The sequence below is a fragment of the Brevundimonas sp. PWP3-1b1 genome, from assembly GCF_049896065.1.
In the GTDB taxonomy this organism is placed as follows: domain Bacteria; phylum Pseudomonadota; class Alphaproteobacteria; order Caulobacterales; family Caulobacteraceae; genus Brevundimonas; species Brevundimonas intermedia_B.
Map to the genome: position 1 here is coordinate 518,480 of NZ_JAFCTO010000002.1, position 15,159 is coordinate 533,638.

The 15,159-nt window shown below is 66.0% G+C and carries 16 protein-coding genes; 9 read left to right on the forward strand and 7 right to left on the reverse strand.

All coding sequences use genetic code 11. From position 1 onward, the window contains the following. The first annotated feature begins 46 nt into the window (after positions 1–46). Both ACP69V_RS14410 and ACP69V_RS14415 read left to right on the forward strand, forming a co-directional pair. Positions 47–820 carry a creatininase family protein gene (locus tag ACP69V_RS14410; RefSeq protein ID WP_426024473.1) on the forward strand — a complete coding sequence of 258 codons (774 nt, stop codon included), beginning with the start codon at positions 47–49 and terminating at the stop codon, positions 818–820. A gap of 68 nt (positions 821–888) precedes the next feature. Continuing rightward, a complete protein-coding gene (locus ACP69V_RS14415) occupies positions 889–1,287 on the forward strand; it encodes a phasin family protein (RefSeq protein WP_426024474.1) in 399 nt (132 codons plus the stop codon). 68 nt (positions 1,288–1,355) lie between these two features. On the opposite strand, the gene ACP69V_RS14420 is transcribed toward ACP69V_RS14415, so the two are convergent. The 3 genes from ACP69V_RS14420 to ftsY form a co-directional block, all read right to left on the reverse strand. Continuing rightward, complete coding sequence (locus tag ACP69V_RS14420; RefSeq protein WP_426024475.1) at positions 1,356–1,970, reverse strand: MarR family winged helix-turn-helix transcriptional regulator; 615 nt, start codon at positions 1,968–1,970, stop codon at positions 1,356–1,358. A 95-nt stretch (positions 1,971–2,065) separates the two neighbouring features. Beyond that, the gene (locus ACP69V_RS14425) at positions 2,066–2,686 is read right to left on the reverse strand and encodes an inner membrane-spanning protein YciB (protein ID WP_426024476.1); all 621 of its coding nucleotides are present in this window, start codon (positions 2,684–2,686) and stop codon (positions 2,066–2,068) included. Position 2,687: 1 nt separating this feature from the next. Next, the gene (gene ftsY / locus ACP69V_RS14430; RefSeq protein WP_426024477.1) at positions 2,688–3,623 is read right to left on the reverse strand and encodes a signal recognition particle-docking protein FtsY; all 936 of its coding nucleotides are present in this window, start codon (positions 3,621–3,623) and stop codon (positions 2,688–2,690) included. A gap of 502 nt (positions 3,624–4,125) precedes the next feature. Here ftsY and ACP69V_RS14435 point away from each other — a divergent pair. Both ACP69V_RS14435 and map read left to right on the forward strand, forming a co-directional pair. Beyond that, complete coding sequence (locus ACP69V_RS14435) at positions 4,126–4,338, forward strand: ParD-like family protein (protein WP_372691386.1); 213 nt, start codon at positions 4,126–4,128, stop codon at positions 4,336–4,338. After that, on the forward strand, positions 4,335–5,102 hold the full coding sequence (gene map, locus ACP69V_RS14440) for a type I methionyl aminopeptidase (RefSeq protein ID WP_426024478.1): 768 nt from the start codon (positions 4,335–4,337) through the stop codon (positions 5,100–5,102). The genes ACP69V_RS14435 and map overlap by 4 nt, the downstream gene beginning before the upstream one ends. 164 nt (positions 5,103–5,266) lie before the next feature. On the opposite strand, the gene pelA is transcribed toward map, so the two are convergent. Beyond that, complete coding sequence (pelA, locus tag ACP69V_RS14445; RefSeq protein ID WP_426024479.1) at positions 5,267–6,565, reverse strand: pectate lyase; 1,299 nt, start codon at positions 6,563–6,565, stop codon at positions 5,267–5,269. A gap of 221 nt (positions 6,566–6,786) precedes the next feature. On the opposite strand from pelA, the gene ACP69V_RS14450 reads away from it, so the two are divergent. The 4 genes from ACP69V_RS14450 (at position 6,787) to ACP69V_RS14465 (ending at position 10,915) form a co-directional block, all read left to right on the forward strand. After that, positions 6,787–8,829 carry an NAD(+) synthase gene (locus ACP69V_RS14450; RefSeq protein WP_426024480.1) on the forward strand — a complete coding sequence of 681 codons (2,043 nt, stop codon included), beginning with the start codon at positions 6,787–6,789 and terminating at the stop codon, positions 8,827–8,829. 210 nt (positions 8,830–9,039) lie between these two features. Continuing rightward, on the forward strand, positions 9,040–9,264 hold the full coding sequence (locus tag ACP69V_RS14455; RefSeq protein ID WP_159846931.1) for an alkylphosphonate utilization protein: 225 nt from the start codon (positions 9,040–9,042) through the stop codon (positions 9,262–9,264). A gap of 45 nt (positions 9,265–9,309) precedes the next feature. Further along, positions 9,310–10,431, forward strand: a complete 1,122-nt coding sequence (locus ACP69V_RS14460) for a CobW family GTP-binding protein (RefSeq protein WP_426024481.1) — start codon at positions 9,310–9,312, stop codon at positions 10,429–10,431. Positions 10,432–10,579: 148 nt separating this feature from the next. After that, entirely contained in the window at positions 10,580–10,915 is a 336-nt protein-coding gene (locus tag ACP69V_RS14465) for an endonuclease domain-containing protein (protein WP_426024715.1), read from the forward strand. Between the two features lies 1 nt (position 10,916). Here the strand turns inward: ACP69V_RS14465 and ACP69V_RS14470 are convergent, their stop codons facing one another. Genes ACP69V_RS14470 through ACP69V_RS14480 form a run of 3 tightly spaced genes read right to left on the reverse strand, consistent with a single transcriptional unit; the run spans position 10,917 to position 13,675 of the window. Beyond that, positions 10,917–11,957, reverse strand: a complete 1,041-nt coding sequence (locus ACP69V_RS14470; protein ID WP_426024482.1) for a 1,9-bis(guanidino)-5-aza-nonane synthase — start codon at positions 11,955–11,957, stop codon at positions 10,917–10,919. A gap of 41 nt (positions 11,958–11,998) precedes the next feature. After that, a complete protein-coding gene (locus ACP69V_RS14475) occupies positions 11,999–12,373 on the reverse strand; it encodes a four helix bundle protein (protein ID WP_426024483.1) in 375 nt (124 codons plus the stop codon). A gap of 36 nt (positions 12,374–12,409) precedes the next feature. After that, positions 12,410–13,675 (reverse strand): type III PLP-dependent enzyme, encoded by a 1,266-nt coding sequence (locus ACP69V_RS14480; protein ID WP_426024484.1) that lies wholly within the window; start codon positions 13,673–13,675, stop codon positions 12,410–12,412. 241 nt (positions 13,676–13,916) lie between these two features. Between ACP69V_RS14480 and ACP69V_RS14485 the strand changes: the two genes are divergently transcribed. Then, the gene (locus ACP69V_RS14485) at positions 13,917–15,146 is read left to right on the forward strand and encodes a DUF2254 domain-containing protein (RefSeq protein ID WP_426024485.1); all 1,230 of its coding nucleotides are present in this window, start codon (positions 13,917–13,919) and stop codon (positions 15,144–15,146) included. The last annotated feature ends 13 nt before the right edge of the window (positions 15,147–15,159 follow it).

The following is a 15,159-nucleotide window of genomic DNA, read 5'->3' on the forward strand; positions in this document are numbered from 1 at the left end:
GCCGCGCTAGAAGCGCTGGTGTTTTCCTAGCCTGAGAGTAGTCGCCATGCTGATCCATCTGTCGTCCTGGCCCGAGATCGACGCCCGGCTGAACGACAGCGGTCCCCTGTCGAAGACGGTCGTCGTGCCCATCGGCTCCAACGAGCAGCACGGGCCGACGGGCCTTCTGGGCACCGACTGGCTGTGCCCCGAGATCATCGCCCATGCGGCCGAGAAGACCGATGGCGGCCTGATCGTGGCCCCGACCTTCAACATCGGCATGGCCCAGCACCATCTGGCCTTCGCCGGCACCATATCCCTGCGTCCCTCGACCTTCATGGCCGCGATCACCGACTGGGTGTCGTCGCTGAGCCGGCACGGGTTCGAGCGTATCTATTTCCTGAACGGACACGGCGGCAATGTCGCCACCATCGAGGCGACCATCTCGGAGATCTATTCCGAGTGGAGCTTCGTCGAGGATCAACCGCCATTTATTCTGAAGCTGAAGAACTGGTGGGATCTGCCGGGCGTGCATGGCCTGTGCAACCGCCTGTTTCCCACCGGCCACGGGATGCACGCCACTCCGTCCGAGATCGCCGTGACCCAGGCCGCCTATCCCGATCGGATCAAGACCGCCGACTACAGCCCACAGATCGCGCCCAACGGCCCGATCCGCGACGCCCTGGACTATCGCGCCCGCTTTCCCGACGGCCGTATCGGCTCGGACCCGGCCCAGGCCAGTCCTGAGAAGGGCCAGCAGATCATCGATGCGGCGATCCCCGCCCTGTTGAGCGACATCGCGGCCTTCGCCGCAGAGACCCAACCTGGAGGTCCTCACTGACCCGCAAGTCCCCCACCGCCGCCAACGCCGCCATCGTCGGCGCCGAACTTCTGGCCGCCTCGGCCGAGGTGATCGCCGCCCGCACCGGCCTGATGGCCCAGGGCCTGACCAGCGCCAAAGGTCAGGACCTGAAAGAGCTGTCGCTGATGAGTTCGGAGAAAACCGAGGCCCTGTCCGCCTCGGCCGACGCCATGGCCGCCAGCGCCGGGGCCATAGGCCAGCGGCTGGGACGCGCGGCGATGGACGAGGGCGCGCATGCCCTGCGGGCGGCGGCGGCGGTCACCCAGGCGCGCACCCCGGCCAAGGCGGCCGAGGCCCAGTTCAGCTATGCGATGGGCTGGTGGAGCCGGGCGGCGGCCCAGGCCATGACCCTGAACGGCGAACTGATGAAGGCCCAGGCCGAAGCCCTGGCCCCCATCCACAAGACGGCGACGGCCAATGCGAAACGGCTGCGGCGCAAGCCTTAGTCTCTTCTACAGTCGTCATCCTCGCCCTTGTGCCTAGGATGACGGCGGAGGTGGTGGAGAACTTTGTCTCAGGCCGTCTCGACGATCTTGAGCTTGGGCTTCTTGACCTTGGCGGGCTTGGTCGGGCGGTCGGCCTTCTTGGCGGCTTTCTCGGCCTTCTTGGCTTCTTTCTCGACCGCCTTCAGCGCCTTCTTGGCGGCCTTGGCCTCGGCCTTGGCGGCGTCGGGAGCGGCGTCGGCGGCGGCGGCCAGCTCGGCTAACTGAGCCAGGAAGGTTTCGCGCTGGCCCTTGGGCAGCAGGGCCATGATCCGCTTGTCGGCGGCCTCGACCAGCGGGCGGGCGGCCTCCAGACGGGCGGCCCCTTCCGTGGACAGACGGACCGCCTTGGCGCGGGCGTCCAGCGTCGAACGCTCCCGCTCCAGCAGGCCCTTGGCTGTCATGCGGGTGACCAGGTCGGCCAGGGTCGAGCGGTCGATGCCGGTCATGCGCACCAGCTCGGTCTGGGTCAGGCCGGCCTTGATCGACACCGCCTCCAGCACAGCGAACTGGCGCTGGGTCAGGCCGTCGGCGCCGGTTTCCTCGGCATAGATGTCGAGCGCCAGTTGCAGCGCGCGGTGCATCAGGTGGCTGGGCGAGGTCGCCAACGGCCCGACCTTCCTTGCCGCTTTTCCAGCCTTCACCATCGCGCCGCTCCCCTTAAGTTTCGTCCGAACACGTATCAGCTATGCTTTACGATTTGACGGGAAAAGCGCGTCGGTTCCGTGACAGTTCGCCAGAACTACAGCCCCGTATCGGGCGAGACGGGGGCCGGCTCCTCGTCCTTGATCATGTGTTTCATGATGAAGAAGACCTGCCAGACGCCGAAGACGGCCGAGGCGATCCATAGGCCGCCGCGGAAGGCGACCCATGTGTCGTCCGACTGGGTGCGCCAGACGATCTCGTTGACGATGCACACGGCCGCGAAATACAGGCCGTAGCGCAGGGTCAGGCCGCGCCAGCCCAGATCGGTGATCTTGATCGCGTCGCCCAGCAGATATTTGAACGGGTATCGACCCATCGGCAGCGAACCCAGCAGCACGATCGCCAGAAGACCGTTCTGGATCGACAGCTTGATCTTCAACAGGTTCGGGTCGTGGAAGACGATGGTCAGCACGCCGAAAATCAGGGCGAAGCCGCCCGTCAGCAGGGGCAGGGGCGCCAGGCGCCGTTCCACCGCATAGCCGACGATCAGCGCGATGGCCGAGGCGCCCACCAGCACCCAGGTCGCCTGAACCAGCGCCTCCTGCCCGTCCAGGCCGCGCGCGAAGCGGTTGACGGCGTAGGCGGCCATGAAGGCGACCAGGGCGCCGAAGTCGACGGCCTGGCGGATGTTGGAACCCTTGCGCGGCGTCTCGGTCATGTCAGTCTTCCAATCCCACCAGCGAGCGGGAGAAGGCGCGCGCGTCGAACGGTTGCAGGTCCTCGACGCTCTCGCCCACGCCGATCAGCATCAGGGGGGCGTCCGACGCCTGGGCCACGGGCACCAGAACACCGCCACGCGCCGTCCCGTCCAGCTTGGTCATGACGATGCCCGTGACGAAGGCGGTGCGGCCGAAGATCTGTTCCTGGGCCAGGGCGTTCCTGCCCACCGTGGCGTCCAGCACCAGCAGGGTGTCGTGCGGCGCCTCGGGATCGATCTTCTTAAGCACCCGCACGATCTTGAGCAGTTCGTCCATCAGGGCGGACTTGTTCTGAAGCCGGCCGGCGGTGTCGATCAGGACGACGTCGAAGCCTTCCGCCTTGGCCTTGGTATAGGCGTCGAAGGCCAGGCCGGCGGCGTCGGCGCCGTCGCGGCGGCTCTCGAAATGGGCCCCGGCGCGTTCGGACCAGACCTTGAGCTGTTCGCGGGCGGCGGCGCGGAAGGTGTCGCCGGCGACGATCATCACCTTGGCGCCCTTGCCCGTCAGGTCGGCGGCGATCTTGCCCAGGGTGGTGGTCTTGCCCGAGCCGTTCACCCCCACGAACAGGACGACATAGGGTTTGGGGCCGGACAAAGGATCGAAGGTCGCCTGGCGCGGCGACAGTTCGGCGGCGACGGCCTCGGCCAGCGCCTCCTTGACCTCATGTTCCTGGGCGTCCTTGCCGAACTTGAGCGTGCGGAAGCGTTCGACGATGCGAGCGGAGGCGGCGGGGCCGAGGTCGCTTTCCAGCAGATGCTCTTCCAGCTGCTCCAGCGAGGCCTCCGACAGAGGTTCCTTGACGAAGGTGGCGACGACCTGATCGGTCATCTGTTTGGAGGAGCGCGAGAGCCCAGCGGACAGGCGCTGGAACCAGCCCTTTTTCGGCGTGTCGGTCATGGGATGGCTTTAGCGGGGGCGAAGGCGAACGTCATCCGCATTCGCGAGCGGCGCGTGAGCGGTTTCAGACGGCAGGTGAGAAAAACACCGTCTAATTCGTCTAATTCGTCTGAAATCGGGGGCTCCTCGTCAGCGTGAGTGCGGTCGCTAGGATTATAGGCGTGATGGAAACGGAGGATGGCAGAAGGCGTCAAAAAATCGGTAGTCCATTGAAATCATTATTTCATACCAGCGTCATTGCGATGGACAGCCCCCCTTTTCGTCATCCTCCGGCAAGCCGCTCGCGGCGCAGACCGGAGGACCCAGCGGCGCCAAAGGCGATGTGTCTGCCGCAACATGTTGGAAGGCGAGCCCGCGACAGGTTCGCGCTCACGCGCGCCGCTGGGTCCCCCGGCTCCGCTGCGCGGCCCGGAGGATGACGAAACGAGGACGTGCTTTCTTGCCTCTCCGTTCAGCTCGAAATATATATTATGCATACGTTTCATATATCGCGAGACCACCAGTGGGCATCGTCAACATCGAGGACGAGCTGCACGAGCAGCTGCGTCGGGCCGCGAAGGCGTCCTATCGCTCCATCAACGCCCAGGCGGCGTTCTGGATCAGGATCGGCATGCTGTGCGAGACCCATCCGGGCGTGACGTTTCAGGAGTTGGTGGCGCGCGAGCTGAGGGCGGCAGGCGTAGATTCACCAGTGCTGACGGACGCCGCCGCGTGATCAAAACACCGGCCGAGATCGAGCTGATGGCCGAGGCGGGGCGGCTGCTGGCCTGCGTCTTCACCCATCTGGACGCGATGACGCTGCAGGGCCTGAGCACGCTGGAGATCAACGACCGGGTCGAGGCCTTCATCGTGGACGAGTTGAAGGCGCGACCGGCCAGCAAGGGCCAGTACGGCTATGGCTTCGTGCTGAACAGTTCGCGGAACCAGGTCGTCTGCCACGGCGTGCCCTCGGCGGACGAGGTGCTGAAAGACGGCGACATCGTCAATCTGGACATCACCCTGGAGAAGGACGGCTTCATCGCCGATTCCTCCAAGACCTATCTGATCGGATCGGTCGGGCCGCAGGCGCGACGGCTGGTCCGCACCACCTATGAGGCGATGTGGAAGGGCATCCAGGCCGTGCGGCCGGGCGCCAGGCTAGGCGACATCGGTTTCGCCATCGAGAAGCACGCCCGCAAGGCCGGCTATTCCGTGGTGCGCGACTATTGCGGCCACGGCATCGGGCGCGAGATGCACGAAGACCCACAGGTCCTGCATTTCGGCAAGGCGGGAACCGGCGCGACCCTGCGCGAAGGCATGACCTTCACCATCGAACCGATGCTGAACCAGGGCGTCCGCACGGTCCGCACCGAGGACGACGGCTGGACCGTGGTCACCGACGACGGAAAACTGTCGGCCCAGTTCGAACACACGGTGGCGGTGACGAAGGACGGCGTGCGGGTGCTGACCCTGCGGCCGGACGAGAAGCGGGCGGGGTGAACTTTGCGCTCTGTCTCCTCCCCGTTTTGCGGGGAGGTGGCGCGGCGCGGCTTCGCGCCGTGACGGAGGGGTTCTGCGCCGCATCCCAGGCGTCTGTGGGACTTCAAGAGCCCCTCCACCGCTTCGCGGTCCCCCTCCCCACAAGTGGGGAGGAGACGACAGATTTATCGCGCCACCGACCACGTCGCATAGGCATTCAGCGCCGTCTGAGGCTGGGCGAGCCACCAGGAATAGCCGTTGCGGCGGCCGACGGAGATGCCGTTGACGTCGTCGTGGATGGTCTGGTCCTTGTCGCCGAAGATCGGGCGGCCGGTGACCAGGTCGTAGTTGCGCGACCAGATCGGGCCGGCGCCGGGCTTGTCGATCAGTTTGCGGCCATCGTCGGTCATCTCGAACGACTTGTCGTAGGTGCGGTTCGCTTCCAGCCAGGCGACGCCGCCCCGGATGGCGGCCTGAACTTCAGGCGAGGGATCGGGTTCGCCCATCAGGAAGATCAGGATGTCGGTCGTTTCGCCGCTGGCGATGGAGCGGGGTTCGTAGTTGCGGGCGCTGGTGGGAACGAGACGCATCGGCTCGACCTGTTGCGGCCAGCCCAACAGGCGGTCGCCCTGTTTCACTTGCGCGGCCAAGGTGACGTCGATGGCCTTGCTGGTCGCCTCGCCGGCGCGGACCTTCAGTTCGGCGGGGACGAAGTCGAAGCCCTCCGCACCCTTGGACACATCGCGCAGGATCATGGCCGCCTCGGCCACCGCATTGTCGTTGAAGGTGATGGAATCGTGGAAACCGCCCTCCAGCGGCCAGATCTGGGGCCAGCCGCCGTTCGGATACTGGGCGTTCAGCAGATAATTGACGCCCTTGATCACGCTGGCGCGCCAGGCGTCGCCCTGGGCGCCCGGCGTCCGGGCCGCGACCTTGGCCAGATAGCGCATCTCGGTCCAGGTGGAGTTGTTGTCCAGGGTGCCGACGAAGGTCCAGAACCGGTCTGCGGGGGCGTCGAAGTTGGACGGGTTCTGCTCCATCGTCTCGGCGTCATTGGAGAAGCGTTGGCCCGGCAGGCGGGCGATGGAGCGGTCCTGATTCTTGCTCCAGCCGCCGGCGGGGGTCTGGAAGGTGACGATGGCGTCGGCGACGGCGCGGGCTTCGGCCGTGCCGTACCAGGCGGCGGGGCGATCCAGCGGCATGTGCGAACTGTTGCCGCGAATGGCCAGAGGCGGCGGGGGCGGGGTCGCGCCGGCCGGCAGTTCGGCGGCAAGCGCCGCCCGATCCGCCAGATACTGGGCCTGCGACCGGGCCAGATAGTCGGCCCAGGCGCCGCGCTCCGCATCCGGCAGGGCGCCGATCCGGTCGATGGTCAGGCCCACCGCCGGGGTGTTGGCGCGAATGACCTCGGCCTGGGCCGCGCCGACGGTGAGACCGGCGGCGAGAACGAGGGTCAGGATCGAGGCGGCGAGGGCGTGTCTCATGGTGCGTTTCCTGGATGTGGTCCGGCCTCTGCGCCAGTCCCATTATTTGCCACGCACTCTACATATTGAAACCCGCTACGCAAGGCGACGATGTCGGGTTTGATCGAACCTCCATCCCGCCTGCATGATCGCGCCGGTCGAGCGAGGGATTCTCGCCCTTCGTCTTTCCGGCCTATATGAAGGGCGACGACCGGCGCACGCCGGATGAAACGGACGTTCCGATGGTAGACGCCACCTCCTTCTTCTCGCCCAAGACCCACGGCTTCGTGCGCGTGGCGGCGGCGACGCCGATCACCCACGTGGGTGATCCCAGGGCCAATGCGGAGGAACACGTCGCCCTGATCCGTCAGGCGGGCGAGCAGGGCGTGGACCTGATGGTCTTTCCCGAACTGTCCCTTTCGGCCTACGCCATCGACGACCTGCATATGCAGGCGGCCCTGCTGGACGAGGTCGAGCGTCAGATCGCGGTGATCGCCCAGGCGACCGGCGAGCATGATCTGGCCGCCGTGGTCGGGGCGCCGATCCGCAACGGCGACGCCCTGTACAACTGCGCCGTGGTGATGGGCGCGGGCGAGGTTCTGGGCGTCGTGCCCAAGACCTATCTGCCCAACTACCGCGAATATTACGAGAAGCGCTGGTTCGCCCCGGCCACGGCGCGCGCCGAGGACGTGATCCGGCTGAACGGCGAGACGGTGGATTTCGCGCCCGGCCTGGTGTTCGAGGCGGTCAACCGGCCGGGCTTCGTCTTCGCGGTCGAGATCTGCGAAGACTATTGGGCGCCCCTGCCGCCCTCGACGCGGGCGGCCCTGGCGGGGGCTCGGATCCTGCTGAACCTGTCGGCGTCCAACATCGTGATCGGCAAGGCGGACGAGCGGGCGATGCTGAGCGCCAGCCATTCGGCGCGGACCCTGTCGGCCTATGTCTTCACCGCCTCGGGCTGGGGCGAAAGCACCACCGACCTGGCCTGGGACGGTCAGGCGACCATCCATGAATTGGGATCGAAATTGGCGGAAGGGCAGCGGTTCGCCTTGGAGAGCCATCTGACGCTCGCCGACGTGGACGTGGACCGGATCGGCCTGGACCGGCTGCGCAACGGCACCTTCGCCGAATGTGCGAGGAACGAGGGCGAGCCGGCGACGGTCGTGCCCTTCGTGGCGCGCGAGGACAACGAGGCCAGCGAACTGATCCGGCCCCTGGACCGCTTCCCCTTCGTGCCGGACGACGCCGGGCGGCTGGACCAGGACTGCTATGAGGCGTTCAACATCCAGGTGCAGGGACTGATGCGCCGGATGACGGCGACGGGGGCCGAGCGGCTGGTGATCGGGGTGTCTGGCGGGCTGGATTCGACCCAGGCCCTGCTGGTGGCGTGCCGCGCCTTCGACCGGCTGGAGTTGCCGCGCACGAACATTCTGGCCTTCACCATGCCGGGTTTCGCCACTTCGGACGCGACCAAGTCGAATGCCTGGGCGCTGATGAAGGCGTTGGGCGTCACGGGCGCCGAGATCGACATCCGCCCCGCCGCCGAACAGATGTTCAAGGACATCGGCCACCCCTATGCGGCGGGCGAACCGGTCCACGACATCACCTTCGAGAATGTCCAGGCGGGCCTGCGGACCGATTATCTGTTCCGGCTGGCCAACCAGAACAAGGCCTTCGTTTTGGGGACCGGCGACCTGTCGGAACTGGCCCTGGGCTGGGCCACATACGGCGTCGGCGACCATATGAGCCATTACAACGTCAACGGCGGGGTGGCGAAGACCCTGATCCGCCACCTGATCCGCTGGGTGGCGGCCGGCGACCTGATCGGCGGCGAGGCGCGCGATACCCTGCACGCCATTCTGGACACCGAGATTTCGCCCGAACTGGTCCCGGCCAAGGATGGCGTGATCCAATCGACGGAGGGGACGGTCGGCCCCTATGCGCTGAACGACTTCTTCCTGTTCTACATCAGCCGCTTCGGGCTGAAGCCGTCCAAGGTCGCCTTCCTCGCGCACCAGGCCTGGAGCGACGCCGGCGCCGGACATTGGCCCGCTAACACACCCGAGGACGAAAAGGTCGAATACGATCTGGCGACCATCAAGGCCTGGCTGAGGAAGTTCCTGATCCGTTTCTTCCAGACCGCCCAGTTCAAACGCTCGGCCCTGCCGAACGGCCCGAAGGTGGTGACGGGCGGGTCGCTGTCGCCGCGCGGCGACTGGCGGGCGCCGTCGGACGGGAACGCGCGGGTGTGGCTGGACGAACTGGACGCGAACGTGCCGGACTGAACCGTCTCCTCCCCGCTTTGCGGGGAGGTGGCGCGGCGCCTCTTCGCGCCGTGACGGAGGGGCTGTGTCCGCATCGCTGATGTCCGTGGGGCGTCAGGCAGCCCCTCCACCGCTTCGCGGTCCCCCTCCCCATTTCATGGGGAGGAGACATGGGCGAAATCCGCACGTCGAGTGTGGATATTTGTCGGCCCGGTCGCTAGAAGCTTCGCCATGACCGATGACGTGACCAAGGACTCCAACGGCAACATCCTGGCCGACGGCGACAGCGTGACCCTGATCAAGGATCTGAAGGTCAAGGGGTCGGGCGGCGTGACGCTGAAGCGCGGCACCCTGGTCAAGAACATCCGCCTGACCGGCGACACCGACGAGATCGAGGCCAATGTCGACAAGGTGCGCGGCCTGGTCCTGCGCGTCGAGTTCGTGAAGAAGGCTTAGCGCCCCCTCTTCCCAAGTGAGGCGCCAGCCGCCATCTAGCGGCCTATGACCGACACCCTCGCCGCCCCCGTTTCGACCGCCGCCGTCAGCGGCAAAATCCCCGTCACCGTCCTGACCGGCTATCTCGGCGCCGGCAAGACGACGCTGCTGAACCGGATCCTGACCGAGGATCACGGCAAGCGTTACGCCGTCATCGTCAACGAGTTCGGCGAGATCGGCATCGACAACGACCTGGTCGTCGGCGCCGACGAGGACGTGTTCGAGATGAACAACGGCTGCGTCTGCTGCACGGTGCGCGGCGACCTGATCCGCGTGGTCGCCGGCCTGATGAAGCGCCAGCGCCCCGGCAAGCCCGCCTTCGACGCCATCATCGTCGAAACGACAGGCTTGGCCGACCCCGGGCCGGTGGCCCAGACCTTCTTCGTCGACGAGGACGTCAAGGCCAAGACCCAGTTGGACAGCGTCACCACCCTGGTCGACGCCAAGCACGTGATGGCGCGGCTGGACGATTCAAAGGAGGCCCGCGAACAGGTGGCCTTCGCCGACCGCATCATCCTGAACAAGGTGGATCTGGCGACGCCGGAAGAGCTGGACGCGGTCGAGGCCCGGCTGCGGGCGTTGAACCCGCTGGCCCCCATCGTGCGCGCCGAACGCTCGAACGTGCCGCTGGATCAGGTGCTGGGTCTGCACGCCTTCGATCTGGACCGGATCCTGGAGGTTCGGCCGGACTTCGTGAACCCGCCGCACGGCGCGGACGGCCATGTCCATGACGAGGCCTGCGGTCACGACCACCACGATCATGACCATGATCACGGGCACGATCATCACGATCACGACCATTCACACGGCGCGCGCGGTCATGCTCACCAGGACGACATCAAGGGCATCTCCCTGTCGCTGGACCGGCCGCTGGACGGCGCCAAATTCACCGCCTGGCTGGACCGGCTGCTGGGCGAGCAGGGTCAGAACATCCTGCGCGCCAAGGGCATCATCGACGTTCAGGGCGAGAACCGGCGCCTGGTCTTCCAGGCGGTGCACATGATCCTGGAGGGCGACCTGCAACGCGAATGGGGCGTCGCCGAACGCCGCTGGAGCCGCGCGGTCTTCATCGGTCGGGATCTGGACGAGGCGACGCTGAAGGCTGGCTTTGAAGGTTGCGCGGCCTGAGTTGACCCTTCTCCCCTCGGGGGAGAAGGTGGCCCGTAGGACCGGATGAGGGGGCTGCCGGAAACAGATGTGGCAGTCGCCGCCCAGAACCCGACAGTCACGCCGCCTTCGCGCCGACATGACGGGCGCGGAGGCGATCCTTTGGTCCATGCTGCGTAACCGACAGCTGGATGGATTGAAGTTCAGGCGGCAGGCGCCGGTTGCGGGCGCCATCGCCGACTTCGCCTGTCATGAGATCAGACTGATCGTAGAGCTGGACGGCGGCGTGCATGATCTGCACGAGGCGCGAGACGCTGTGCGGGATGAGCGTCTGCGTATCGCGGGCTATACGGTCCTGCGATTTAGAAACGGGGATTTTTCGAAGAATCCGGCGGTCGTATTGGACGCCATACGTCAGCATGCCGCGATGCGGACACAGCCCCCTCATCCGACCGGCTCCGCCGGCCACCTTCTCCCCCGAGGGGAGAAGGAAACCGACGCCTGATTTATTTGCCGAACAGCTTGTTCCAGCGGCGCTTGTCGCGGTTCTTCCACGACCCGCGGTGGTAGGCGTCGGAGCCGATCAGGGGGACGACGGTGGTGGCTTCGGCGAAGACCATCTGTTCGTGGGTGGTCTGGACCTTGCCCCACGACGCGGCCTCCTTCAGCGTCGAGGACGAGCAGGCGCCGTCGCGGACGTCGGCGACCGTGATCTGGACCGCATAACGGTGCATCTCGGCCTCGACGCCGAGGATTTCGGCGCAGACGACCGTGTCCTGGGCGAAGTTCTTGGGCACGCCGCCGCCGACCATGAACAGGCCGGTGACGCCGGCGGCGATCTTTATGTCGGTCAGTTCGCGGAAGTCGGCGATGGCGTCCAGCATCAGATAGGGCTGGCCGGCGGCGGCGCGTTCCTTCTGGTGCTTGACCAAGCCGAAGCCGGCCGAGGAGTCGACGAAGGCCGGGCAGAAGATCGGCACGCCCTCTTCATAGGCGGTCTGGATCAGCGAGCCGGGCTTCTTGGCGTTGCCCTCGCTCAGCCACTTGCCCATTTCCCAGATGAACTCGCGGCTGGAATAGCCGCGCGGCTCCAGCCGGTTGGCGATCTCCAGGATGGTGTGATCGCAGGCCTGGAGCTCTTCCTCGTCGATATAGGTGTCGTAGATCCGGTCGATGTAGTTTTCGCGCAGGACGTTGTCGTCCACCTCGCCGGCGGCCTGATAGTGTTTGAAGCCCAGGGCCTCGAAGAAATCCATGTCCACGATGGAGGCGCCGGTGGCGACGACGGCGTCCACCATGCCGAACTTCACCATGTCGCGGTACACGTGCATGCAGCCGCCGGCCGAGGTCGAACCGGCCAGGATCAGCCAGGGCGAGCAGTCCTTGTCCTCGATGGCCATGGAGAAGATGTCGGCGGCGCGGGCGGTGTCGCGCGACGAGAAGGACATCTTGCGCATGCTGTCGATGATCGGGCGGGCGTCGAAGGACGTGATGTCCACATGCTCGACCACGTTCTGCAGCAGTTGGGCCTTGGTGTTGGCGGTCATGGGTGACTCGTGAATCGTGATGCGTGAAGGGTGAAGTGCGGTCAGTCTTGCCGCCGTTGCTTCAGTCGCGACGAAAGGGCGGAGAGCATACGCCCGATCCGCTCCATGTCGGCAAGCAAAGGTTGGAGATCATCAGTCGTTAGATAGCCGAGACGCGCGGCGATGAGGAGGTGGGTTTCGACCTCGGCGAGCGACCCGCGCGCGATGCCGAGGAAGTGGACGAACTCACCCGTTCCGTTTCGGCCTGCGCCTTCCGCGATATTGGCGGCCACACTGACGGCTGAACGACGCACCTGACTGATCAGGCCGAACCGCTCGTCAGACGGCCAGGAGACCGAGCAACGATAAACGGCTTCAACCCAATCAAGCGAGAGCTTCCAGACGTCGAGATCGCGGTGGGTTCGCAAGTCGGTCATGGCTGACAATCACGACTCACGATTCACCCCTCACGATCAGCGTCGCGACTTCTTCCTCTGACCGGCCTTACCCTTGGGACGTGACAGACGCACGATCTTGCGGGCGTTCTCTTCCGCCGTGGTGCGCACGGTCGGGATGGAGCGCGGGGCCAGGCCGTAGAGGGAGGCCATCGGGGCGTCCTCGACCATGGCGATGTCGTGTTCGCCATAGCCGTTGAAGCCCGTCGACATGGCGACGCCATAGGCGCCGAGCATGCCGATCTCGATGAAGTCGCCTTCGCGCACATCGGCCGGCAGCCAGAACGGGCCGGGCATGTGGTCGATGGAATCGCAGGTCGGGCCGTAGAACTGGAACGCCTTCAGATCGCTCGCCGCCTCGCCGTCCCGGACCAGCTTGGTCGGGAAGGGCCAGCGCGAGTGGGTCGCGTCGAACAGCGAGCCGTACGACCCGTCGTTAAGATACAGGGCGTCGCCCTTGCGCAGATCGACGCGTGCCAGGATCGACGAGGATTCGGCGACCAGCGCCCGGCCGGGCTCGCACCACAGCTCGGTCGTTTCCGACACCGGCATCTCGTTGAAGCCGCGATGGATGGCGTCGGCGTATTCGCTCATGTCCGGCGGGACCATGCCCGGATAGACCGAGGGGAAGCCGCCGCCGACATCGACGATGTCCACGATGACGCCGGCGCGGCTGATCGAACGCCCGACCTGGGCCATGGCGGCCTGGTAGGCGGTCGGGCGCATGCACTGGCTGCCGACGTGGAAGGAGACGCCCATCAGACCGTCCTTGACCGCCTGGCGCGTGGCCATCAGCAGGGCCGGAGCCTGATCCGCCGAAATGCCGAACTTGCCCGAAAGCGTATAGGCCGCGCCGTCGGCCGAGACGGCCATGCGAACGATCAGGTTCAGGTCATCCGCGCCGCCGGTGGCGTCGAGGATCTTGTTCAGCTCATCGACGCAGTCGAGCGAGAAGGTTCGCACGCCGTGGTCGAAATAGGCCTTGGTGATCGCAGACCGGCTCTTGACCGGGTGCATGAAGGCCAGGCGAACGTCATGGCTGACCGAGCGAACCAGCTCGATCTCGGCGATGGACGCCACGTCGAAACCGCGAACACCGGCCTCGATCAGGGTCTCGACGACCCAACGCGACGGGTTCGCCTTCACCGCATAGAAGACGTCGGCCTTTAGATTATCCTGGAACCAGCGCGCCGCTACGGAAACCGAACGCGGTCGCACGAGGGCGACGGGACGTTCAGGGGACCGCTCACGGACCAGGTCCAGGGGAAGCTGATACGTGCGCAATTCACGTAACCCCCTGCTAATTGTTAAACCCAGACCGGCGTTAGCGGCGCAGAAAGGACCTACGGGGTCCGCCGGAAGCCGCGATATGGGGACTTCGAACTGTCATGTAAAGGGGTTTTTTCGTGGCAGGGCCTGGGTTTGGCCAGGACGGGACTGTCACAAATGTCCGCGCACCCCATGAAACGCCGTCGTGAGGGCAACCTGAGCCGTTCCAACCTCGTTGAGCAGCCGGGAGGCGTGAATGAACCGCTGGATATTCTTGTGGCGCAAGTTGAAACGCCAGCTTTGGGTGCGCGCGACGGCCTATGCGGGCGTCGGGGTGGCTGCGGCGCTGCTGGCGGTCTTTCTGGCGCCGTGGGTTCCCGCCGAGATGGCCGAGCGACTGGGCGGCCAGTCGGTGGAGTCGATACTGACGATCCTGGCGTCCAGCCTGCTGGGCGTGGCGACGTTCTCGGTCGGCGCCATGGTCACGGCCTATACCTCGGTCTCGTCAGCGGCCAGTCCGCGGGTCGCCGCCCTGGTGACCAGCGACGAGGAAACGCAGAAGTCCCTGGCCACCTTCGTCGGCGCCTTTCTTTACGCCATCGTCGCGGTGACGGCGATCAACGCCCATTATTACGGTCAGAACGGCCGAGCCATCCTGTTCCTGGTCAGCCTGGCCATGGTGGGGCTGGTGGCGTTTCGCCTGCTGGCCTGGATCAACAGGCTGTCGAGCCTGGCCCGGGTGGGGCACATGATCGATCTGGTGGAGGGCTATGCGCTGGACGCCCTGACCCAGCGCCGAGACCTTCCGCTTCTTGGAGGCAGGCGCGGACAGCTTTCAGGTGGAGCCGAGGTGAAGGCCCACGCCACCGGCTACGTCCAGAACGTCGATCCCGCTCGTCTTCAGGCGATGGCCGAGGCGCGCGACTGCGAAGTCGAGGTGATCGCCGCACCGGGCGCACTCGTTCGGCGTGGGGGTGTCCTGGCTCGGATCAGCCTGCCGGCCTGCGACGACAGTGCTCAGGATGATTTTCGATCAGCGTTCGCGATCGGGAATTCGCGCTCATACGATCAGGATCCGCGCTTCGGCCTGATCGTGCTGGGTGAAATCGCAGCCAAAGCCCTGTCGCCTGGTGTGAACGATCCTGGAACCGCGATTCAGGTCATATCCAGCGGCGTACGCCTGATCGACATCTGGGCGAACGATGTCGCGACAGCCAGGGATGAGCCCCTGCGCGACCGGCTGTTCGTGCCGGATATCGCCGATGCGGACCTTTTGGACGACATATTCGGCCCCATAGCGCGTTACGGAGCCGGCGACGTGGCGGTTTCGGTGCGATTGCAAAAGAGCCTCAGGGCCTTGGCGACGACACCGGCTCTGGCGCCCGTGATAGAGGCCCTCGCGCGCGAAGCGCTGGAACGCTCCCGCGCGGCCTTGCCGATCGCAGCCGATGTCGCAAGGGTCGAGGCCGCGGCGGAAGGCCGCTGAATGGGTCGGCTAT